The organism is Sphingomonas lacusdianchii, assembly GCF_022664395.1.
Taxonomy (GTDB): domain Bacteria; phylum Pseudomonadota; class Alphaproteobacteria; order Sphingomonadales; family Sphingomonadaceae; genus Sphingomonas; species Sphingomonas lacusdianchii.
In genome coordinates this window covers 104,895-124,247 of the sequence record NZ_JAKRET010000002.1, presented here as the reverse complement: position 1 = coordinate 124,247, position 19,353 = coordinate 104,895, and the positions used below count along the sequence as shown (strand labels likewise).

The 19,353-nt window shown below is 65.8% G+C and carries 21 protein-coding genes; 5 read left to right on the top strand and 16 right to left on the bottom strand.

Features of this window, described 5'->3' with window-relative positions:
* Positions 1-2: 2 nt before the first annotated feature.
* From rplC to MF607_RS03150, 8 genes are all read right to left on the bottom strand, one after another.
* Entirely contained in the window at positions 3-728 is a 726-nt protein-coding gene (gene rplC, locus MF607_RS03185; protein ID WP_242116018.1) for a 50S ribosomal protein L3, read from the bottom strand.
* A gap of 324 nt (positions 729-1,052) precedes the next feature.
* A complete protein-coding gene (rpsJ, locus tag MF607_RS03180; RefSeq protein WP_033921125.1) occupies positions 1,053-1,361 on the bottom strand; it encodes a 30S ribosomal protein S10 in 309 nt (102 codons plus the stop codon).
* Positions 1,362-1,514: 153 nt separating this feature from the next.
* Complete coding sequence (tuf, locus tag MF607_RS03175; RefSeq protein WP_242116017.1) at positions 1,515-2,708, bottom strand: elongation factor Tu; 1,194 nt, start codon at positions 2,706-2,708, stop codon at positions 1,515-1,517.
* Between the two features lie 201 nt (positions 2,709-2,909).
* A complete protein-coding gene (fusA, locus tag MF607_RS03170) occupies positions 2,910-5,003 on the bottom strand; it encodes an elongation factor G (protein WP_242116016.1) in 2,094 nt (697 codons plus the stop codon).
* 95 nt (positions 5,004-5,098) lie between these two features.
* Positions 5,099-5,569 (bottom strand): 30S ribosomal protein S7, encoded by a 471-nt coding sequence (rpsG, locus tag MF607_RS03165; RefSeq protein ID WP_055763657.1) that lies wholly within the window; start codon positions 5,567-5,569, stop codon positions 5,099-5,101.
* Positions 5,570-5,666: 97 nt separating this feature from the next.
* Positions 5,667-6,038, bottom strand: a complete 372-nt coding sequence (rpsL, locus tag MF607_RS03160; RefSeq protein ID WP_055757399.1) for a 30S ribosomal protein S12 — start codon at positions 6,036-6,038, stop codon at positions 5,667-5,669.
* 272 nt (positions 6,039-6,310) lie between these two features.
* Positions 6,311-6,583 carry a hypothetical protein gene (locus MF607_RS03155; RefSeq protein ID WP_242116015.1) on the bottom strand — a complete coding sequence of 91 codons (273 nt, stop codon included), beginning with the start codon at positions 6,581-6,583 and terminating at the stop codon, positions 6,311-6,313.
* A 64-nt stretch (positions 6,584-6,647) separates the two neighbouring features.
* On the bottom strand, positions 6,648-7,079 hold the full coding sequence (locus tag MF607_RS03150) for an MAPEG family protein (RefSeq protein ID WP_242116014.1): 432 nt from the start codon (positions 7,077-7,079) through the stop codon (positions 6,648-6,650).
* An 85-nt stretch (positions 7,080-7,164) separates the two neighbouring features.
* Between MF607_RS03150 and MF607_RS03145 the strand changes: the two genes are divergently transcribed.
* Both MF607_RS03145 and MF607_RS03140 read left to right on the top strand, forming a co-directional pair.
* Positions 7,165-7,623, top strand: coding sequence for a GFA family protein (locus tag MF607_RS03145; protein ID WP_242116013.1), 459 nt, complete (start codon positions 7,165-7,167; stop codon positions 7,621-7,623).
* Between the two features lie 40 nt (positions 7,624-7,663).
* On the top strand, positions 7,664-8,311 hold the full coding sequence (locus MF607_RS03140; protein WP_242116012.1) for a peptidylprolyl isomerase: 648 nt from the start codon (positions 7,664-7,666) through the stop codon (positions 8,309-8,311).
* Between the two features lie 25 nt (positions 8,312-8,336).
* Here the strand turns inward: MF607_RS03140 and MF607_RS03135 are convergent, their stop codons facing one another.
* From MF607_RS03135 to MF607_RS03120, 4 genes are all read right to left on the bottom strand, one after another.
* Positions 8,337-8,960, bottom strand: coding sequence for a glutathione S-transferase family protein (locus MF607_RS03135; protein ID WP_242116011.1), 624 nt, complete (start codon positions 8,958-8,960; stop codon positions 8,337-8,339).
* A gap of 41 nt (positions 8,961-9,001) precedes the next feature.
* A complete protein-coding gene (locus MF607_RS03130; protein WP_242116010.1) occupies positions 9,002-9,880 on the bottom strand; it encodes a dienelactone hydrolase family protein in 879 nt (292 codons plus the stop codon).
* Positions 9,881-9,988: 108 nt separating this feature from the next.
* Positions 9,989-10,651: a DUF1013 domain-containing protein gene (locus MF607_RS03125; protein WP_242116443.1), complete on the bottom strand. Its 663-nt coding sequence runs from the start codon at positions 10,649-10,651 to the stop codon at positions 9,989-9,991.
* A gap of 130 nt (positions 10,652-10,781) precedes the next feature.
* Positions 10,782-11,771 carry an NAD(P)H-quinone oxidoreductase gene (locus MF607_RS03120; protein WP_242116442.1) on the bottom strand — a complete coding sequence of 330 codons (990 nt, stop codon included), beginning with the start codon at positions 11,769-11,771 and terminating at the stop codon, positions 10,782-10,784.
* An 82-nt stretch (positions 11,772-11,853) separates the two neighbouring features.
* Here MF607_RS03120 and MF607_RS03115 point away from each other — a divergent pair, with 82 nt between their 5' ends.
* Together MF607_RS03115 and clpA are read left to right on the top strand one after the other, a co-directional pair.
* Positions 11,854-12,051: a DUF1192 domain-containing protein gene (locus MF607_RS03115; protein WP_242116009.1), complete on the top strand. Its 198-nt coding sequence runs from the start codon at positions 11,854-11,856 to the stop codon at positions 12,049-12,051.
* Between the two features lie 112 nt (positions 12,052-12,163).
* The gene (gene clpA, locus MF607_RS03110; RefSeq protein WP_242116008.1) at positions 12,164-14,476 is read left to right on the top strand and encodes an ATP-dependent Clp protease ATP-binding subunit ClpA; all 2,313 of its coding nucleotides are present in this window, start codon (positions 12,164-12,166) and stop codon (positions 14,474-14,476) included.
* A 64-nt stretch (positions 14,477-14,540) separates the two neighbouring features.
* Here the strand turns inward: clpA and MF607_RS03105 are convergent, their stop codons facing one another.
* Positions 14,541-15,827: a S41 family peptidase gene (locus MF607_RS03105; protein WP_242116007.1), complete on the bottom strand. Its 1,287-nt coding sequence runs from the start codon at positions 15,825-15,827 to the stop codon at positions 14,541-14,543.
* A 111-nt stretch (positions 15,828-15,938) separates the two neighbouring features.
* Between MF607_RS03105 and MF607_RS03100 the strand changes: the two genes are divergently transcribed.
* On the top strand, positions 15,939-16,400 hold the full coding sequence (locus tag MF607_RS03100) for an Lrp/AsnC family transcriptional regulator (protein ID WP_242116006.1): 462 nt from the start codon (positions 15,939-15,941) through the stop codon (positions 16,398-16,400).
* A 34-nt stretch (positions 16,401-16,434) separates the two neighbouring features.
* Here the strand turns inward: MF607_RS03100 and pal are convergent, their stop codons facing one another.
* From pal to MF607_RS03085, 3 genes are all read right to left on the bottom strand, one after another.
* The gene (pal, locus tag MF607_RS03095) at positions 16,435-16,962 is read right to left on the bottom strand and encodes a peptidoglycan-associated lipoprotein Pal (RefSeq protein WP_056456290.1); all 528 of its coding nucleotides are present in this window, start codon (positions 16,960-16,962) and stop codon (positions 16,435-16,437) included.
* 72 nt (positions 16,963-17,034) lie between these two features.
* Complete coding sequence (gene tolB, locus MF607_RS03090) at positions 17,035-18,357, bottom strand: Tol-Pal system beta propeller repeat protein TolB (protein WP_242116005.1); 1,323 nt, start codon at positions 18,355-18,357, stop codon at positions 17,035-17,037.
* Positions 18,358-18,370: 13 nt separating this feature from the next.
* Positions 18,371-19,351 carry a cell envelope biogenesis protein TolA gene (locus MF607_RS03085; RefSeq protein WP_242116004.1) on the bottom strand — a complete coding sequence of 327 codons (981 nt, stop codon included), beginning with the start codon at positions 19,349-19,351 and terminating at the stop codon, positions 18,371-18,373.
* Positions 19,352-19,353 lie beyond the last annotated feature (2 nt).

Genomic DNA, 19,353 nt, shown 5'->3' with positions numbered 1-19,353 from the left:
GATCAGCCCTCCTGGCCGTCGGTCGCTGCCGATGCGGCGGCGTCGTTGCTGTTGGCGCTCTTCAGACCAGCGGGGTACGGCGCGTCGGCATGGCGCGCGACCTTCACCGCGTCCTTGACCGTCAGCCAGGTGCCCTTGTGACCGGGCACCGAACCCTTGATGAAGATCAGCCCGCGCTCGACGTCGGTCGACACGACCTGCAGATTCTGCTGCGTGCGGTTACGGTCGCCCATATGGCCGGCCATCTTCTTGTTCTTGAAGACCTTGCCCGGATCCTGACGCTGACCGGTCGAACCGTGCGAACGGTGCGACACCGACACGCCGTGCGTGGCGCGCAGACCACCGAAGCCCCAACGCTTCATGGCGCCCGCAAAGCCCTTGCCCTGCGTACGACCCGAAACGTCGACCAGCTGCCCGGCGACATAGTGGTCGGCACCGATGGTGGCACCGACGTCCAGCAGCGCGTCTTCCGCCACGCGGAACTCGACAACCCGCGCCTTCGGGGTCACTTCGGCCTTGCCGAAATGGCCGCGCTGCGGCTTGGCAACGTTCTTCGCCTTGGCGACGCCGGCGCCGAGCTGCACCGCGACGTACCCGTCACGATCCTTCTCACGACGGGCGACGACCTGCACGTCTTCCAGCTGCAGGACCGTGACGGGCACGTGACGCCCATCGTCCTGGAACAACCGGGTCATTCCCATTTTCTTCGCGATCACGCCAGTGCGCATGACCCACTCCTCCAACAGAGGCTCGTCTTGACGACGAGCTTGCCTAACGAAAAAGGCCCCGGTGCGCGGTCACCCGCCTCCGAAGCCCCAGCCCTTGCGATCTGCACGCCCCCGCCAGGGCCAGACATCGCCGATATTCCCCCACTGAAGGGCTGCATCGACGATAGCGGGGACGCGGACAACGGCACTTCGCCCGCAGACATCGTGCCGTTCGGTATCCCTATGGTTGCTTTCCCGGCCTCTACCGCCGCTGTCCAGAACGAACCGGCGGGAAGCGAAAGCGCGACGCAGGGCGGAATCACCCTACGTCGCGGAAGCCGGCTATTACGCCAGCTTGATCTCTACGTCCACCCCTGCCGCGAGGTCGAGCTTCATCAGCGCGTCGACGGTCTGCGGGGTCGGCTGCACGATGTCGAGCAGACGCTTGTAGGTGCGGGTCTCGAACTGCTCGCGCGACTTCTTGTCGATGTGCGGGCCGCGGTTGACCGTGAACTTGTCGATGTGCGTGGGCAGCGGGATCGGTCCACGGATCAGGGCGCCGGTGCGACGCGCGGTGTCGGCGATATCGCCGGCCGCCTGGTCGAGCACGCGATGGTCGAACGCCTTCAGGCGAATACGAATATTGTTGTCCATGGTCCTACCGATGCGAAAGAGCGGGCCGTTGGGACGGCTCTTGATTAACAACGAATGGCTTAGTGGATACCCCAGCTACAAGCGAGGTGCCCTCATTAAATAGCAAACGGCCGCCCCCGTTGCCGGGGGCGGCCGCCTGTTCGAGTCGCTATATTACTTGTCGATGCCGCTGACAACCCCTGCGCCGACGGTACGACCGCCTTCACGGATGGTGAAGCGCTGGCCGACGTCCATGGCGATCGGTGCGATCAGCTTCACGCCCAGCGCGACTTCGTCGCCCGGCATGACCATTTCGGTGCCTTCCGGCAGTTCGATGGTGCCGGTCACGTCGGTCGTGCGGAAGTAGAACTGCGGACGATAGTTGGCGAAGAACGGCGTGTGACGGCCACCTTCGTCCTTCGACAGCACGTACACCGACGACTGGAAGTCGGTGTGCGGGGTGATCGAACCCGGCTTCGCCAGAACCTGACCACGCTCCACTTCGTCACGGGCGACGCCGCGGATCAGCGCGCCGATGTTGTCGCCGGCCTGACCCTGGTCGAGCAGCTTGCGGAACATTTCGACGCCGGTGACGACGGTCTTGCGGACCGATTCGTGGATGCCGACGATTTCGACTTCCTCGCCGACCTTCACAACGCCGGTTTCGACGCGGCCGGTGACCACGGTGCCGCGACCCGAAATCGAGAACACGTCTTCGATCGGCATCATGAACGGCTTGTCCAGCGGACGCTCCGGCTGCGGGATCGACTCGTCGACCGCCTTCATCAGTTCCAGGATCGCTTCCTGGCCCAGCTTGGCGTCCGAACCCGACAGGGCGCAGGTGGCCGAGCCGCGGATGATCGGAATGTTGTCGCCATCGAATTCACGCTTCGACAGTTCTTCGCGGATTTCCATTTCGACGAGTTCGAGGATTTCCTCGTCGTCGACCAGATCGACCTTGTTCAGGAAGACGACCATGGTGGGAACGCCGACCTGCTTGGCGAGCAGGATGTGCTCCTTGGTCTGCGGCATCGGGCCGTCGGTGGCCGACACGACCAGGATCGCGCCGTCCATCTGCGCCGCGCCGGTGATCATGTTCTTCACATAGTCGGCGTGGCCGGGGCAGTCGACGTGCGCATAGTGGCGGTTGGCGGTCTCATACTCGACGTGCGCGGTCGAGATGGTGATGCCGCGCTCGCGCTCTTCCGGGGCCTTGTCGATGTTGGCGAAATCGACGGCGACGCCGCCCATCGTGTCCGCCAGCACCTTCGTGATCGCGGCGGTCAGCGAGGTCTTGCCGTGGTCGACGTGACCGATGGTGCCGATGTTGAGGTGCGGCTTGTTCCGCTCGAATTTTGCCTTAGCCATTTTCCTACCTTCTGATTCGAATTCGGTGCCGCCGGGGCCACGCGAACGCGGCCCTTTAGCGGGTGTTGTTTCGTAATGCCAGCCCCCGAACCGGGGAGCGGACGACGAAGTAAATTCGTCGTCGGACGGGGCTGTCCTGCGACCGCCCCGCCGGCCGGCCTTTCGGCGTCTCGGAGCTAAGTCGCCTTAGCTCCGTGCGCCTCAGGCCATCTTCGCCTTGACCTCATCCGCAACGTTCTGCGGCACTTCGTCATAGTGCGAGAACTGCATCGAGTATTGCGCGCGGCCCTGGGTGAACGAGCGGAGCTGGTTCACATAGCCGAACATGTTGGCAAGCGGGACCATCGCTTCGACGGTCTGCGCGTTGCCGCGGCTGTCGGTGCCCTGGATCTGGCCACGACGGCTATTCATGTCGCCGATGACGTCGCCCAGATAGTCTTCCGGGGTCACGACCTCGACCTTCATGATCGGCTCGAGCAGCTTGATGCCGGCCTTTTGGGCCGCTTCGCGCATCGCGCCACGGGCGCAGATTTCGAACGCCAGCGCCGACGAGTCGACATCGTGATACTTGCCGTCGATCAGATGCACTTCGAAGTCGATGATCGGGAAGCCGATCAGCGAACCGGTCTGCGCCGTCTCGCGCATGCCCTTTTCCACCGACGGAATATATTCACGCGGGATGTTGCCGCCCTTGATCTCGTCGAAGAACTGGTAACCCGAGCCACGCTCGCCGGGGACGACCTTGACCTTGACTTCGCCGAACTGGCCCGAACCACCCGACTGCTTCTTATGGGTGTAGGTCAGCTCGACCGGCTTGGCGAGATATTCGCGATACGCCACCTGCGGCGCACCGACATTCGCTTCCACCTTGAACTCGCGCTTCATGCGATCGACGAGGATTTCGAGGTGAAGTTCACCCATGCCCTTGATGATCGTCTGGCCCGATTCATGGTCGGTCGACACGCGGAACGAGGGATCCTCGGCAGCCAGGCGGTTGAGCGCGATGCCCATCTTTTCCTGGTCGGCCTTGGTCTTCGGTTCCACCGACAGCTCGATGACGGGTTCCGGGAACTCCATCCGCTCGAGGATGATCGGGTTCGCCGGATCGCACAGCGTGTCGCCGGTCGTCGTTTCCTTCAGACCCGCGATGGCGACGATGTCGCCCGCACGCGCCTCGTCGATGTCCTCACGCGAGTTCGCGTGCATGAGGAGCATACGGCCGATCTTTTCCTTCTTGTCCTTCACCGAGTTCAGGTAGCTGCCCTTGGTCAGCGTCCCCGAATAGATGCGGGCGAAGGTCAGCGAGCCGACGAACGGGTCGTTCATGATCTTGAACGCCAGCAGCGACAGCGGCGCAGTGTCCGACGCCGGACGCGAATCCGGGGTCTCGCCGTCGAGCTTCACGCCCTGCACGTCCGGAATGTCCAGCGGCGAAGGCAGATAGTCGACGACAGCGTCGAGCAGCGGCTGCACGCCCTTGTTCTTGAACGCCGAACCGCAGACGATCGGCACGAAGTTCATCGCCAGCGTACCCTTGCGGATCAGCTTCTTCAGATCGGCGACCGACGGTTCATTGCCTTCGAGATAGGCTTCCATCAGGTCGTCGTCCTGCTCGACGGCCATTTCGATCAGGTCGCTGCGATACTTCGCGGCCTTTTCCTTCAGATCGTCCGGAATGTCCTGATATTCGAACTTCGCGCCCAGCGACTCTTCGAGCCAGATGATCGCACGGTTCTCGACCAGGTCGACCAGGCCCTTGAAGCCGCCTTCGATACCGATCGGGAGATACAGGACCGCCGGGCGCGCGCCCAGACGCTCGATGATCGAGTCGACGCAGAAATAGAAGTCGGCGCCGGTGCGGTCGAGCTTGTTGACGAAGCACATGCGCGGCACGCCGTACTTGTCGGCCTGACGCCACACGGTTTCCGACTGCGGCTCCACGCCGGCGACGCCGTCGAAACAGGCGACCGCACCGTCGAGCACGCGCAGCGAACGCTCGACTTCGATGGTGAAGTCGACGTGGCCCGGCGTGTCGATGATGTTGATCAGATGCTCTTCACCCTTGCCCTCTTCGGCGCGCCACTTGCAGGTGGTTGCCGCCGAGGTGATGGTGATGCCGCGTTCCTGCTCCTGCTCCATCCAGTCCATGGTGGCGGTGCCTTCATGCACTTCGCCGATCTTGTAGGACTTGCCGGTGTAGTAAAGAATACGCTCGGTGGTCGTCGTCTTGCCGGCGTCGATGTGCGCCATGATGCCGATGTTGCGATACCGTTCGAGCGGATGGCTGCGGGCCATGATCGTGCTTCCTTAGCAATGTGGGGAGCGAGGCATGACGCCCGCTCCCCACGATATAGTCGGTTGCGTCAGCGGTGAAAAGCCACCGCCTCGGCTTACCAGCGGTAGTGCGAGAAGGCGCGGTTCGCTTCCGCCATGCGGTGCGTGTCTTCGCGCTTCTTCACCGCGTTGCCGCGGTTGTTGGCAGCGTCCATCAGCTCGCCCGACAGGCGGGCCGACATGGTGTTCTCGCTGCGGTTGCGGGCCGAAGCGATCAGCCAGCGGATCGCCAGCGCCTGGGCACGCTCGAAGCGGACTTCGACCGGGACCTGATAGGTCGCACCGCCGACGCGGCGCGAACGCACTTCGATGTTCGGCTTTACGTTGTTCAGCGCATCGTGGAACACGCCCAGCGGATCGCGCTTCGCGCGGCTCTCGACGGTTTCGAATGCCGAATAGACGATGCCTTCGGCGACGGACTTCTTGCCGTCCAGCATCACCGAATTCATGAACTTGGTCAGAACCTCATCCCCGTATACGGGATCAGGCAGGATTTCCCGCTTTTCGGGACGACGACGACGAGCCATCAGATATTCCTTCAATCTTCAGCCGGTTCCGGAACCCGTCCGGGGCTTACTGGGGGTAGGTGGACCTCAGGCCGCGCGGGTCACGCGCGGCGCGGGATCACTTCGGACGCTTGGCGCCGTACTTCGAACGCGACTGGCGGCGATCCTTGACACCCTGCGTATCGAGCACGCCGCGCAGGACGTGGTAGCGAACGCCGGGAAGATCGCGCACACGACCGCCGCGGATGAGCACGACCGAGTGCTCCTGGAGGTTGTGGCCTTCACCCGGGATGTAGCTGATGACTTCGCGCTGGTTGGTCAGGCGAACCTTGGCCACCTTGCGCAGCGCCGAGTTCGGCTTCTTCGGGGTCGTCGTGTAGACGCGGGTGCAGACACCGCGCTTCTGCGGGTTCTGGTCCATCGCAGGGACCTTCGACTTGGCCTTCTGCGGTTCGCGGCCCTTGCGGACCAGCTGGTTGATCGTCGGCATGAAGCCCTTCACCTTATCTTGCGGTTACTTTGCCGGAGCCGTTCCTGTCAGAAATGCGCAAAGGCCACGTGAGCGAACGCCCGCGGGGCCGATGTCTCCAGCAATGTTCAGCTCTTTGAACCCACATGCAGGCCAGTGACGGCTACGACGCCGACCCAGCGGGACGCGCGGCCTATATAGACGGTAGCCCGGTCGGTCAATGGTGCGCCGACGCACATGGGCGGCGCGAGGGCGACCCCGCACCGCCCGTATGTTTTCTACCCGCCGGCGCGTCAGTTGGTGGCGTTGCCCATCGTCGCGTTCATCGCGTCGGGGGTGTTGCCCATCATCGCATCGCCCGCCGTCGTCACCGAATTCGCCTCGGTCTCCATCGGGTTGATCGCGATCATCTCGTTGCCGACCTCGCCATCGTTGCGGAAGGCGGCGTTGGCATAGACGTCGTTCGACACGACGTTCGCGTCATTGGTCGTCGTGATCTCCTGCCCCCCGCAGGCGCCGAGCAGCGCGAGGACGGGGAGAGCGGCAGCGGCGGCGAAGCGGGTCATGGCAGTCTCCGGGAAGGATTTTCCGGTCAACGTCACAGTCCCCCGCCCGTTCCGCCTGGGTCCGTCAGCGCGCGGAGAAGCCGATATCGATCGCAAAGCCGATCCACATCGCCGCCAGAATGCCGGTCGAGCCGAGGAACAACGCGAATCGCAGCCGCACCCGCCCGGCGATATGCGCGATGCTGTGCCCGGCCCGCAGCGCGACATACATCCATGCCAGCGCCACCTGCGCCAGTCCCGCCAGCCCAGTCATCAGCAGCAACGGCACCAGTGCGAAATACAGCACCGGCAGTTCAAACAGATTGGCGAGATTCGCGGCGGGACGTTCGACCGACCGGAAATAGGCGCGACTCGCCTCCGCATCGGCAAAGTCCCGCGCGGTCGGCGGTTGGCGTCGCATATGCCCGACCCGGGCGCGGAGCAGCGTGATGCTGACGGCGAAGATCAGTGCGACCAGGGCAAAGGTCGGCCACAGGATCGCCCGCGTCATCATCATCGCCGTCCCCCATCCATCCTTTGCGCGATTACCCGAGGGCATGGGCGGCGTACAGCCGGACGGTCCCTGGAACTGGAGCGTGACAATGCCCCCTGCCCTGCCGATCGAAGGCGGCTGCCGCTGCGGACAGGTCCGGTTCCGCATCGATGCGCAGCCGATGATGACGATGGCGTGCCATCGCCGCGGGTGCCAGCAGATGAGTGGCAGCGCCTTCTCGCTGAACGTCGCGGTGCCGAGCACCACGCTAACCATCACGCAGGGCGACACCGTGATCGGCGGGCTGCGGGGAGAACAGATTCGCCATCATCACTGTGGCGACTGCAAGAGCTGGCTGTTCACGCGGATCGAACCCGATCCGGGTTTTGCCAACGTCCGGGTCGGCGCGCTCGACGACCCCGCGCCCTTCGCGTCGTTCATCGAGACATGGACCGACGAGGCACTGGCATGGGCGACCACGCCCGCCCGCCATCGCTATCCGCAATCCCCGCCGCCCGAGGCATTCGGACCGTTGCTGGCGGAGTTTGCCGCACGTCAATCCGGCTGAGGCGCTTTCGCCGCGCGGCGTCGGACGATAGGAAGCGGCGATGCGTATCCTGCTTGCCCTGTTGCTGCTGGTCTCTGCCGCGCCGGCATCCGCCCAGTCCGCCATCCGCGCGACCCCCGGCTATGTCCGGGTCCGGTTCGACACCTCGGCCGGGCCGATCATCGTCGCGCTCGACGTGAAGCGCGCGCCGGCCACGTCGAGAAACTTCCTAGCCTATGTCGATGACGGACGGTTCGACGGTACGGTCTTCTACCGGTCGGCGCGGCGCAAGGCCGAACCGTCGCTCGGCTTCGTACAGGGCGGCATCCGCACCGATGCGCGGCGCATCCTGCCACCTTTCCCGCACGAGCGCACCGACCGGACCGGAGTCAAACATGTCGACGGCGCGATCTCGATGGCGCGGCGGCCCGAACCCAATTCGGCGGGCGGCAATTTCGTGCTGCTGGTCGGCGCGATGCCGAGCATGGACGCCAAGGGCGACTTTCCCGGCTATGCCGCGTTCGGCCGGGTGGTCGGCGGCATGGCGACGGTCAAGCGCATCCTCGCCAAACCGACCGGCGGCGGATCGGACGCGATGAAGGGGCAGATGATCCTCGACCCGGTCCGCATCGTGCGCGCAAGGCGGCTGGACGGAACGCCGAAACCGACCGGCGGACCGAAGCCGTGGCTGATCGACATCAAGCGGTAGGGGTGGTCCGACCCGGCAGGACGGCTCAAGCCGCCTGCATCTCCGCCATTGCCGCATCGTCCAGTTCGCTCGCCCGCACATGCGCCGGTCGATCGGCGAGCCGTCCGACATAGGCCGTGAACGCGTCGCGCTTCGGCAGCGTCCCGAACTGCGTGCCCCACATCACATGCGATCCGACATAGACATCGGCCGCCGTGAAGCGATCGCTCGCGATATAGCGATGCGCCGACACCGCGGCTTCGAGGACCGACACGACGCGGTCGTAATCACCATAGCCGACCATGCGCTGCTGATCGTCGGTCGGCGTCACGCCCAGCGAGCGGTTGGTGATCGCCTGTTCGAGCGGTCCGGCGGCGAAGAACATCCAGCGATGATAATCGGCGCGCTCATTCGCGGTCGGAGCGAGGCCGGCATCGGGAAAAGCGTCGGCGAGATAGGCGCAGATCGCGGCGCATTCGGTGACGATGCGACCGTCATGGACGATCGCCGGCACCTTCCCCATCGGATTGATCGCCAGATAGGCGTCGGCCTTCATCGTCCCGCCATAGCCGAGCATTTCGACGGCATAAGCGGCGCCGACTTCCTCCAGCATCCAGCGCGCAATCCGTCCGCGCGACATCGGATTGGTGTACAGCGTCAGTCCGGCCATCTCATGTCTCCCCTGCGATTCGTCAGGAACAAAGATGGAACCTAGCCGCGTTTCGCGTCAAGTTCGCGATGCAGGAAGGCGGTCGTCCGCTCCCATGCCAGCTTCGCCGCGGCAGCATCGTAACGCATTGCCGAGGTGTCGTTGTTGAACGCATGATCGACGCCCGGATAGACATGGGTCGTCGCGTCCTTGCCCGCCTTGCGCAGCGCCTCGCCCCAGGGAAGCGCGGTCGCATTCACCCGCGCATCCTTTTCGGCGAGTTGCAGCAGCAGCGCGGCACGGACCTTGGTCGCCTCGGCCGGATCGGGCGCCGGACCATAATAGCTGACCCCGGCGGTCAGCGCCGGATCGGCCACCGCCAGCCGGTTGACGAACGCCCCGCCCCAGCAGAAGCCGACCGCGCCGGTCTGCGCACCGCCGCGCTGGCCCCGCGCCTTGGCAAGGAACGACTTCGCCTGCGCCAGCGCGAGGTCATAGTCGATCGTGCCGATCAGTTCGCGGGCCCGATCCTCATCGGCGGGCGTCCCGCCCTGCGGCGCAAGGAAATCGGGCGCGATCGCGCGGAAGCCGGCCAGTGCCACGCGGCGCGCGACATCCTCGATATGCGCGTTCAGCCCGCGATTTTCATGGATGACCAGCACGACCGGCAATGGTTGCTGCATGCCCTTGGGCGCAGCGAAATAGGCGGTGGCCGATTTGCCGGCTTCGGTGCCGCTGCGCTTCGCAGTGTCGAGCCGGGGGTCGGCCGGTGCGATCTGTTGCGCGGCAGCCGGCGAGGCGGCGATGCCCGCGATCAGCGCTTCGGCAGCGGCGGCCGATCCGGCCAGCGCCACCATCTCCGCCATGAAGGCGCGGCGGTCGCGATGCTCGTGGGTAAAGGCGTCGTAGAGCGCGATCGCGCGGGCACGAAGGTCGGACATGGCTGCTCTCCCGATGGACGGCGGCAGCCTAACCGATTGACCCCGATACGCAAACGGCCCGGCCGCTCGATGGGAGCGACCGGGCCGTCCGGTACGGTCGGGTGCGGCTCAGCGCTTGAACGGATCGAAGAACGAGGTCGACGATTCCGGCAATTCGCCGCGCTCGGCCAGTTCGGCATCGCGCGCCGCCTGGGTCCGTTCGTTGCGCAGCTGTTCGATCAGCGCCTCGCGATCGCCCTCCAGTCGGGTGTCGGTCGGAGCCTCGATCCCGGCGGCCTTCGCCGCCTTGCCGACCAGCGCGTCGAGTTCGCGCTGCGAGCAGAGACCCAGCGTGACCGGGTCCTTCGGCACGATGTTGCCGATGTTCCAATGGGTACGGTCGCGGATCGCGGCAATGGTCGTGCGGGTGGTGCCGATCAGCTTGCCGATCGCGCCGTCGCTGATTTCCGGATGGTTGCGGATGATCCACGCGATGCCGTCGGGCTTGTCCTGCCGCTTGCTGACCGGGGTGTAGCGCGGCCCCTTGGTCCGGCGGACCTGTTCCGGGCCCTTCATCATCACCAGGCGGTAATCGGGGTTCTTCTGCCCCTTCTCGATCTCTTCCATCGTCAGTTCATGCGCGCGCACCGGATCGCGGCCGGTCAGCTTGGTCGCGGCGGTATCGTCGGCAATCGCCTGCACTTCGAGAACGTGCAGGCCGCAAAAGTCGGCGATCTGCGGAAAGGACAAGGCGGTGTTGTCGACCAGCCAGGAAGCGGTCGCGTGCGGCATCAGCGGCTGGGCCACGACGGGTCTCCGAAATAGAAAGGGCCGCCCAAACCGGGCGGCCACGTTGGGTACGGACTTAGTACCGCTCGCCGCAAAGGGCAAGCGGTCGCGGGATTTGGCGGTTTGCGGCGCTTCAGGCCGCGTCGGCGATGGTCAGCACGATCTTGCCGACATGGTCGCCCGCCTCCATCCGGCGATGCGCCTCATCGGCGCGGTCGAGCGGAAAGGTCTTGTCGATCACCGGGCGCAGCCGCCCCGCCTCGACATGCGGCCATACGGTGCGCGACAGTTCGTCGGCGACCATTTCCTTGAACGCCGCGTCGCGGGCACGCAGTGTCGACCCGGTCAGCGTCAGGCGGCGGCGCATGATATCCCAGATCGGCACGGTGGCGCTCGCCCCGCCCTGCACCGCGATCGACACATGGCGGCCATCTTCGGCCAGACATTTGATGTTGCGGGGCACATAGTCGCCGCCGACCATGTCGAGCACCACGCTCACGCCCTTGCCGCCGGTGATTTCGGCGACGCGTTCGACGAAATCCTCGGTGCGGTAGTTGATCGCATGTGCCGCGCCGAGATCGAGCGCCGCGCGCGCCTTCGCATCGCTGCCGACCGTGACGATCACGTCGAGGCCGAAGACGCGCCCCAGCAGGATCGCCATCGTGCCGATGCCGCTAGTGCCGCCATGGATCAGCACCGTGTCTCCTTCGGCCGCATAGCCGCGTTCGAACAAATTGGTCCACACGGTGAACAGCGTCTCGGGCAGCGCCGCCGCCTCGACCATCGACAGCGCCTCGGGCACGGGCAGGCACTGGCCGGCCGGGACCGTCGCATATTCGGCATAACCGCCACCCGCCAGCAGCGCGCAGACCGGCTGGCCCAGCCAATGCGGCTCGACCCCCTCCCCCAGCGCCACGACCTCGCCGGCAATCTCCAGACCGGGGATCGAGGACGCGCCGGGCGGCGGCGGATAGCCGCCGGTGCGTTGCAGGACGTCGGGGCGGTTGACCCCGGCGGCGGCGATCCGGATCAGCACCTCGCCCTCGGCGGGGCGCGGAGTCGGGCGTTCGACGATCGTCAGCACTTCCGGTCCACCCGGTTCGGCCGGATCGATCGCACGCATCGCCGCTGGTACGTCCATATAGTATTTCCCCTGCACGGCGGCGTTATTGACATCGTCGGCCACAGGGTCAACGCTGCATGCAATGGAACCCGACGAAAATGTTAACCATGTTCGTGGCAACCTGCTCGCCATGCTGTTGCGCGAGGATCTCGACCCGTTGTCTCAAGAGGAGCTGACCGCGCGAATCGCCGCGTTGGAAGGCGAAATCGCGCGATGCCGTGCGCGAATCGATGCCGCGCGCAGCCACCGGGCCAGCGCCGATGCGCTGTTCCGGTCATGAGATGTTCCGCCCCCCGCTTGATGCCGGGCGGCGGCATACCGACATGGTGGAAGACCCGGGACACCGGGACGCAGGGCCGGCGCGTTCTCGCCGGCCGACCGGAGTGAATTGAATGCCATCCTTCGCATCCGCATTGGAATCCACGCTGCACAAGGCGCTCGAGGCCGCATCCTCGCGCCGGCATGAATATGCCACGCTCGAACATCTCCTCTTCGCGCTGACCGACGATCCGGACGCGGCGAAGGTGATGACCGGCTGCGGCGTCGAACTCGACGAGCTGCGGACGACCGTCGCCCATTATCTCGACACCGAACTCGACACGTTCAAACTGGACGCCGCGACCGATCCGTCGCCGACCAGCAGCTTTCAGCGCGTCGTCCAGCGCGCGATCCTGCACGTCCAGTCGTCGGGCCGTGACGAGGTGACCGGCGCCAATGTCCTGGTCGCGATGTTCAGCGAGCGTGAAACCTATGCCGTCTATTTCCTGCAACAGCAGGATATGAGCCGGCTCGACGCGGTCAGCTTCATCAGCCACGGCGTCGGCAAGGGCGGATCGACCGCCACCGAAACCCCGACGCCCAAGGGTGCCGAGGAAAAGGAAACGCCGAAGCCCGCCGAAAAGGGCAAGGGCGAAAGCGCTCTCAAGCAGTTCTGCGTCGATCTCAATGAGAAGGCGAAGACCGGCAAGGTCGATCCGTTGATCGGGCGTTCGGCCGAGGTCGACCGCACGGTGCAGATCCTGTGCCGCCGCTCGAAGAACAACCCGCTCTATGTCGGTGATCCGGGCGTCGGCAAGACCGCGATCGCCGAAGGGCTGGCGCGCAAGATCGTCGAGGGCGACGTGCCCGAGGTGCTGCTGCCCGCGGTCATCTATTCGCTCGATATGGGCGCGCTGCTCGCCGGTACCCGGTATCGCGGCGATTTCGAGGAGCGGCTGAAACAGGTCGTGACCGAACTCGAAAAACTACCGCACGCAGTGCTGTTCATCGACGAAATCCACACTGTCATCGGCGCTGGGGCGACCAGCGGCGGGGCGATGGACGCGTCGAACCTGCTCAAGCCCGCGCTGTCGGGCGGGCAGATCCGCTGCATCGGTTCGACGACCTACAAGGAGTTCCGCAACCACTTCGAAAAGGATCGCGCGCTGCTGCGCCGGTTCCAGAAGATCGACGTGAACGAACCGACCGTCGAGGATACGATCAAGATCCTCACCGGCCTGCGCAGCGCGTTCGAGGAACACCACAAGGTCAAATACACCCCCGATTCGATCAAGTCGGCGGTGGAATTGTCGGCGCGCTACATCAACGACCGCAAGCTGCCGGACAAGGCGATCGACGTCATCGACGAAGTCGGTGCGATGCAGATGCTGGTGCCTGCGCCCAAGCGGAAGAAGACGATCACCGCCAAGGAGATCGAACAGGTCATCGCGACGATGGCACGCATCCCGCCGAAGACGGTGTCGACCGACGATACGCGCGTGCTCGCCAATCTCGAACTCGACCTGAAGCGGGTGGTGTTCGGGCAGGACGACGCGATCAAGGCGCTGTCCTCGGCGATCAAGCTGTCGCGCGCGGGCCTGCGCGATCCCGACAAGCCGATCGGCAACTATCTGTTCACCGGCCCGACCGGCGTCGGCAAGACCGAGGTCGCGCGGCAGTTGTCGGAGATCATGGGCATTCCGCTCCAGCGCTTCGACATGTCCGAATATATGGAGCGCCATTCGGTCAGCCGGCTGATCGGTGCCCCGCCGGGCTATGTCGGTTATGACCAGGGCGGATTGCTGACCGATGCGATCGACCAGCAGCCGCACTGCGTCCTGCTGCTCGACGAGATCGAGAAGGCGCACCCGGACCTGTTCAACATCCTGTTGCAGGTGATGGACAACGGCAAGCTGACCGACCACCACGGCAAGACCGTCGATTTCCGCAACGTCATCCTCATCATGACGACCAATGCGGGCGCGTCGGACATGGCCAAGGAATCGATCGGCTTCGGTCAGATCGACCGCGAGGACGTGCAGGAGGAAGCGGTGAAGAAGCTCTTCACCCCCGAATTCCGCAACCGCCTCGATGCGATCGTCCCGTTCGGCTATCTTCCGCCGGAAGTGGTCGCGCGGGTGGTGGACAAGTTCATTCTCCAGCTCGAACTGCAGCTGGCCGATCGCGGCGTCCATATCCGTCTCGACGAGCCGGCAAAGACGTGGCTGACGGAAAAGGGCTATGACAAGCTGTATGGCGCGCGTCCGATGGGCCGCCTGATCCAGGACAAGATCAAGCAGCCGCTGGCCGAGGAACTGTTGTTCGGCAAGCTGGTCCATGGCGGCGAGGTCAATGTGAAGCTGAAGGACAACAGCCTGTCCTTCGAAATGACCCCGGCGGCGCCGAAGAAGCCGCGCAAGCGCGGCAAGACCACGGCGGAAGCCTGAAGCCGACACCGCCCCGCAGAGCGATCTGCGGGGCGGTTTTCGTTTGTGCAGCGGCGGACCGCGCTTATTGTCCGGCGTTGCGCGCGGCGCGCTCGACCGACCCGTCGACCCGCTCCACTTCCAACGCGACGATCCGCCCGCCCTGTTCGACGAAGCGGAAGCGCGACAGCGGATCGCCTTCGGGCGCCATGACATTCCCCCCGACCGGAACCAGTACGGATGCCGGCCGCGATCCCCGGCTCGACATCAGGTGATCGCCAGCGACAATAAGTTTCCGGTCGCCATAGACTCCTGCATAATCCCCCAACGCCCGCCCCGATTTCATCCCGGTTGCCAATGCACGGTAGAAGACGGCGAGCCGCTCCGCCTCGCGCTTGTCATCGGCCGTGGCCATCGTTGCGATCCGGGCCATCGCGGCCGCCTGTGCGGTCGGTAGCGCGCGATCGGATGACACCGCAATCGCCGGGGTAACGCCGACCCCTTCCCAGTCCCTGCCGGTCTTCACGCTGATCGCCCGGCCGCTCGACACGCTGAGCACATAGCTTTTGCCGATCGGCAGCAGGTCGTTGCGAAACCCCGCTCCGGCCGTGCGTTCGCCGACCAGCGTGCCGAAGCCCAGCGCCGACACATGGGTCGCAAATTCCTCCGCCGCCGACGCGGTTCCGCCGCTGGTCAGGACATAGAGCGGTTTGCCCGCCAGGCTGAACGGCGCCCGGGGCGCAGTGGTCGCCTCGCCCGGCCGACCGCGCATCTCGAAGCGCATCAGCGGCGTGCCCTCAGCCACGAAATAGCTGGCCAGTGCCGCAACTGCTCCGGGAGACCCGCCACCGTTGCGGCGGAGATCGATGATGTACGCGTCGCCACCCCGCAGGAACTGCATCGCGCCGATGATCGCCGCCTCGGCCTCCGGCGTGCCCCATGCGAATCCGTCATAGGCGATCATGCGGACATTGCCCGGCAGCACCTCCATCGCCCGCACCCCGCCATTCTGCCGTGCGATCATCCGCGCCATCACCGGGGGCATGGCGGCGTCATCGTCGGGCAGCGGCTGGTTGCCCAGCATTGCCGCCATTTTCGGGTCGTAGCGGATGCCCAGATGCTTGTCGGTGGTGACCGTGTGCAGGTCGGCATTGATCCGCTCTGCCAGCGCGTCACCCGACAGGCCGCGATACTTCTCCGGCGCGGCGAGCGCCGCGCTCAGCTTCGCAGCCGTATCGGGCAGGACATAGCGTTCGGCGATCGCCGCGCGGGTGGCGGCAACGATCGTGGCGGGGTCGTCGGCCGGCGCCTGCGCGACGGCAATGCCCGGCATGGCCAGTGACAATGAAAGAGTGACGATCCAGCGATGCATATTCCCTCCCGGTGACGAGCGGCGTTATCGCTTGGCGCCCCTGCCCGATTTCGGCAAACATCGTGCGGCCACCGCCGAAAACCGGCAATGCCGCAGGGGACATGGACGGGAATGCGCGATCTGGATCGCTATGATCGCGAACTGCTGCACTGGCTGCAACGCGACGCACTGCGCACTGCCGAGGATCTGGCGCGCGACGTCGCCCTCTCACCGTCCGCGATCACCCGCCGGGTGCGGCGGATGCGGGAGGACGGGACGATCGTCGCCGATGTCTCGATCGTGTCCGATCGCGTCGGCGCCTTCCTGTCGGCACTGGTCGACATCCAGCTCGATCGCCATGCATTGCCGCATATCGATGCGTTGCTGCGGCGGCTGGACGCAACGCCGCAGGTACAGGCGATCCTGGAGGTCACCGGGACCTTCGACCTGACTCTGATGGTCGTGGTCGCGGACATGGAAGAATATAATCGCTTCGCCGACGCGATGCTGGCCGACGATCCGGTCATTCGCCGCTACGAGACGCGCTTCGTCAAGAAGCGGCGCAAATGGTCGGCGGCCCGGCCGTTCGACTGAGGGGCGGCGGTGCCGTCACCGCCGCCCGTCCGGCCTATTGCAGCACCACCGTCACCGCGCGCCGGTTCTGCGCCCAAGCGCCTTCGTCGGAGCCGAGCGCCAGCGGACGTTCCTTGCCATAGCTGATCGTGGTGATCCGCGACGGCGAAATGCCACGCGTCGCGAGATAGCTGGCCGCCGCATTGGCGCGGCGGTCGCCCAGCGCGAGGTTATATTCGCGGGTGCCGCGCTCGTCGCAATGCCCCTCGATCGTCACGCGGACATTGGGGTATCGCGCCAGCCATTGTGCCTGGCTGTCGAGCACCGCGCGGGCCGAGGCGTCGATATCATATTGGTCGAGGCCGAAATTGATCGTGTCGCTGGCCACCGACTGCTGGAAATCGGCGCGCGACCCCGGCACGACGCCGGTGGTGCCGGTGCCCGTCCCGGTCCCGCCGGTGCCGGCGTTCGGATCGACCGTCTGGCCCGGTGCCGGCGGCAACACCTCGGGGCGCTTCTTGGCGCAGCCGGCGGTCGCCAGCAATGCCGCGCCGACGATCAGCGTGGTCGAAAACTTGGTCATCAAAACCTCCCTTGGTCGTGTCGCACCCGCTACAATGCCCCTGTAACGGATTTGCCCCCGTTGGTGAAACCGTCAGGGCCGGATCGGGCCCCAGCTCGGGTCCGACCCGTCGAGCGCGGTCGGAATGCGGCGGATATTCGATCCGGTCAGGTCGACTGACCAGATCTGCGTCTTGCCCGACCCCTGCGCACTTCGGAAGAAGGTCAGCACGCGGCCGTTAGGCGACCAGCTCGGCCCCTCGTCGCCCCAGGCATCACTCAACAACTTCTCGCCGCCGCCCGAGGGCGACATGATGCCGATGCGGAACGATCCCCCGCCCTGCCGGGTGAAGGCGATCAGGTCGCCGCGCGGGCTCCATACCGGCGTCGCATAGCGCCCGCCGCCGAAGCTGATCCGCTGCTGGTTCGAACCGTCGGCGTTCATGACATAAAGCTGCTGCGTGCCCGAGCGGTCGCTTTCGAACACGATCTTCGACCCGTCCGGCGAATAGCTCCCGCCGGTATCGATGCCGGGCGCGTTGGTCAGCCGCTGCGGGCTGCCGCCCCCTGCCGGCACGCGGTAGATATCGGTGTTGCCAGCCTGTGCCATCGAGAACAGCACATAGCGGCCATCCGGCGAAAAGCGCGGCGCGAAGGTCAGCGACGCATTCTGCACCAGCAACCGCTGCCGCCCGGTACCAAGATCGAGGATGTAGATCGCCGGCCGTTCGTTGACATAGCTCATATAGACGATCGACTGCTGGTTCGGCGCGAAGCGCGGCGTCAGCACGATCGACTGGCCGTTGGTCAGGAAGCGGTGGTTGGCCCCGTCCTGATCCATGATCGCCAGCCGCTTGATCCGCTTGCCCTTCGGCCCGGTCTCGCTGACATAGACGATACGGCTGTCGAAATACGGCCCCTCGCCCGACAGCCGGGTATAGACCGCATCGGCGCATTTATGCGCGGCACGGCGCCATTCGGCGGGCGGCACGTTGAACCCCTGACGCGTCAGTTCGGTACGGCCGAACGTGTCGTACAGGTAGCAGCCGATGGTCAGCGTGCCGTTCGCCTCGGCGCGGACATAGCCCTGCACCAGCGCCTGCGCGCCGCTCCACACCGCATAATCGGGCGACTGGACCTGCGCCATGGCGACCGCCGGCAAACCTGATGGACCGGCGGGCTTGAACAGCCCCGAATTGCGTAGATCGCCCGCGACGATCTCCGCGAGTTGCCGCCCGAGCGCGTCGGTCGATCCGGCCGGGGTCGAGGCGACCTGCGGGGTCGGCATCACCGGCACCGCGATCGGCAGCGGTTCGGAGATGCCGCCCTCGATATCTACCTCGACCTGCGCGAACGCGGCGGGCGCGGCCAGCACGCTTGCGAGCGCCGCGCCAAGAGCAAGGGTCAGTTTCCGCATAAATCCCCTCCGGTCAGCCGGGCAGTTTGTAGTTGATGATGATATCCTTCCAGCCGCCTTCGTACAGTTCCGCCGGAAGTTCATAGGGCGCGCACTGAATCAGTGCGGCGATGGCCAGTTCGGACACGCGCTGCGCATAGCGTTCGTTCTCGCCATCGACACCGGTCTGCCCCCGCAATTGCGGGCGCGCGGCGAGCGTACCGTCGGCACGCATCTGCAGGCGGATCTTCGACCGGATCTGGTTGGCGCCGGGCCCGGGGTTCGGGATTTTGTTCGCGCAGGGCTGAACCTGCCGCTGGATCGCGCTGGCCAGCCCGGCCACCGACTGGGCAGTGACCGCCGTGCCGCGCGGAGCCTCGGCCTTGCCCGGCTTGGGGGTATCGGCGATGCCCTTCAGGAAATTGTCACCCAGACGCCCACCACGCGGACGGGGTGCCGTTGCCTGTGCGTTGGTCCCCTGCCCCTTGGTCACGGCGGGCTTGGCTGGAGCCGGTTTGGCCGGCGCCTTCGCAGCGGGCGCAGGTCGCGCCGGTGCCGGCGCCGGACGGGCCTGTTGCTTGACCGGAGCAGGCTTAGGTTCGGGCTTGGGCGCAGGGGCGGGCTTCGGCGCGGGTTTGGGAACCGGCTTGGGCACGGGCCTGGGTGCCGGGACCGGCTTCGGCGCGGGCTTGGGTTCCGGCCGCGGGGCCGGTTGCGGACGCGGCGCCGGTGCGGGCGGCGCGGGTGCCGGTTCCGGGATCGGCTCCTCGACCGCCTCGGGCGGTGCGGCATCTTCCGGCGCGCCGGTGTCGGGTGCCTGACTTACGGCAGGAGCCTCGGTTTGCTGCGGCGACGACTGTTCGGCGGCGACGTCTTCGGCGAAGCTGACGTCCATCGGCTCGTTCTTCAACTTCACCGGGTTCGGCGTGGCGAGGAAGCCGACCGACAGCAGGCCGAACAGGACGGCATGTCCCGCAACCGCAACGCCAAGCCCGATCTTCTCCGCCTTCTGCATCG

What these genes read in the sequence shown, in the direction of transcription:
- rplC (WP_242116018.1), bottom strand. Translation starts at nt 728, where the DNA reads ATGCGCACTGGCGTGATCGCGAAGAAAATGGGAATGACCCGGTTGTTC.
- rpsJ (WP_033921125.1), bottom strand. Translation starts at nt 1,361, where the DNA reads ATGGACAACAATATTCGTATTCGCCTGAAGGCGTTCGACCATCGCGTG.
- tuf (WP_242116017.1), bottom strand. Translation starts at nt 2,708, where the DNA reads ATGGCTAAGGCAAAATTCGAGCGGAACAAGCCGCACCTCAACATCGGC.
- fusA (WP_242116016.1), bottom strand. Translation starts at nt 5,003, where the DNA reads ATGGCCCGCAGCCATCCGCTCGAACGGTATCGCAACATCGGCATCATG.
- rpsG (WP_055763657.1), bottom strand. Translation starts at nt 5,569, where the DNA reads ATGGCTCGTCGTCGTCGTCCCGAAAAGCGGGAAATCCTGCCTGATCCC.
- rpsL (WP_055757399.1), bottom strand. Translation starts at nt 6,038, where the DNA reads ATGCCGACGATCAACCAGCTGGTCCGCAAGGGCCGCGAACCGCAGAAG.
- MF607_RS03155 (WP_242116015.1), bottom strand. Translation starts at nt 6,583, where the DNA reads ATGACCCGCTTCGCCGCCGCTGCCGCTCTCCCCGTCCTCGCGCTGCTC.
- MF607_RS03150 (WP_242116014.1), bottom strand. Translation starts at nt 7,079, where the DNA reads ATGATGATGACGCGGGCGATCCTGTGGCCGACCTTTGCCCTGGTCGCA.
- MF607_RS03145 (WP_242116013.1), top strand. Translation starts at nt 7,165, where the DNA reads ATGCCCCCTGCCCTGCCGATCGAAGGCGGCTGCCGCTGCGGACAGGTC.
- MF607_RS03140 (WP_242116012.1), top strand. Translation starts at nt 7,664, where the DNA reads ATGCGTATCCTGCTTGCCCTGTTGCTGCTGGTCTCTGCCGCGCCGGCA.
- MF607_RS03135 (WP_242116011.1), bottom strand. Translation starts at nt 8,960, where the DNA reads ATGGCCGGACTGACGCTGTACACCAATCCGATGTCGCGCGGACGGATT.
- MF607_RS03130 (WP_242116010.1), bottom strand. Translation starts at nt 9,880, where the DNA reads ATGTCCGACCTTCGTGCCCGCGCGATCGCGCTCTACGACGCCTTTACC.
- MF607_RS03125 (WP_242116443.1), bottom strand. Translation starts at nt 10,651, where the DNA reads ATGCCGCACGCGACCGCTTCCTGGCTGGTCGACAACACCGCCTTGTCC.
- MF607_RS03120 (WP_242116442.1), bottom strand. Translation starts at nt 11,771, where the DNA reads ATGCGTGCGATCGATCCGGCCGAACCGGGTGGACCGGAAGTGCTGACG.
- MF607_RS03115 (WP_242116009.1), top strand. Translation starts at nt 11,854, where the DNA reads ATGGAACCCGACGAAAATGTTAACCATGTTCGTGGCAACCTGCTCGCC.
- clpA (WP_242116008.1), top strand. Translation starts at nt 12,164, where the DNA reads ATGCCATCCTTCGCATCCGCATTGGAATCCACGCTGCACAAGGCGCTC.
- MF607_RS03105 (WP_242116007.1), bottom strand. Translation starts at nt 15,827, where the DNA reads ATGCATCGCTGGATCGTCACTCTTTCATTGTCACTGGCCATGCCGGGC.
- MF607_RS03100 (WP_242116006.1), top strand. Translation starts at nt 15,939, where the DNA reads ATGCGCGATCTGGATCGCTATGATCGCGAACTGCTGCACTGGCTGCAA.
- pal (WP_056456290.1), bottom strand. Translation starts at nt 16,962, where the DNA reads ATGACCAAGTTTTCGACCACGCTGATCGTCGGCGCGGCATTGCTGGCG.
- tolB (WP_242116005.1), bottom strand. Translation starts at nt 18,357, where the DNA reads ATGCGGAAACTGACCCTTGCTCTTGGCGCGGCGCTCGCAAGCGTGCTG.
- MF607_RS03085 (WP_242116004.1), bottom strand. Translation starts at nt 19,351, where the DNA reads ATGCAGAAGGCGGAGAAGATCGGGCTTGGCGTTGCGGTTGCGGGACAT.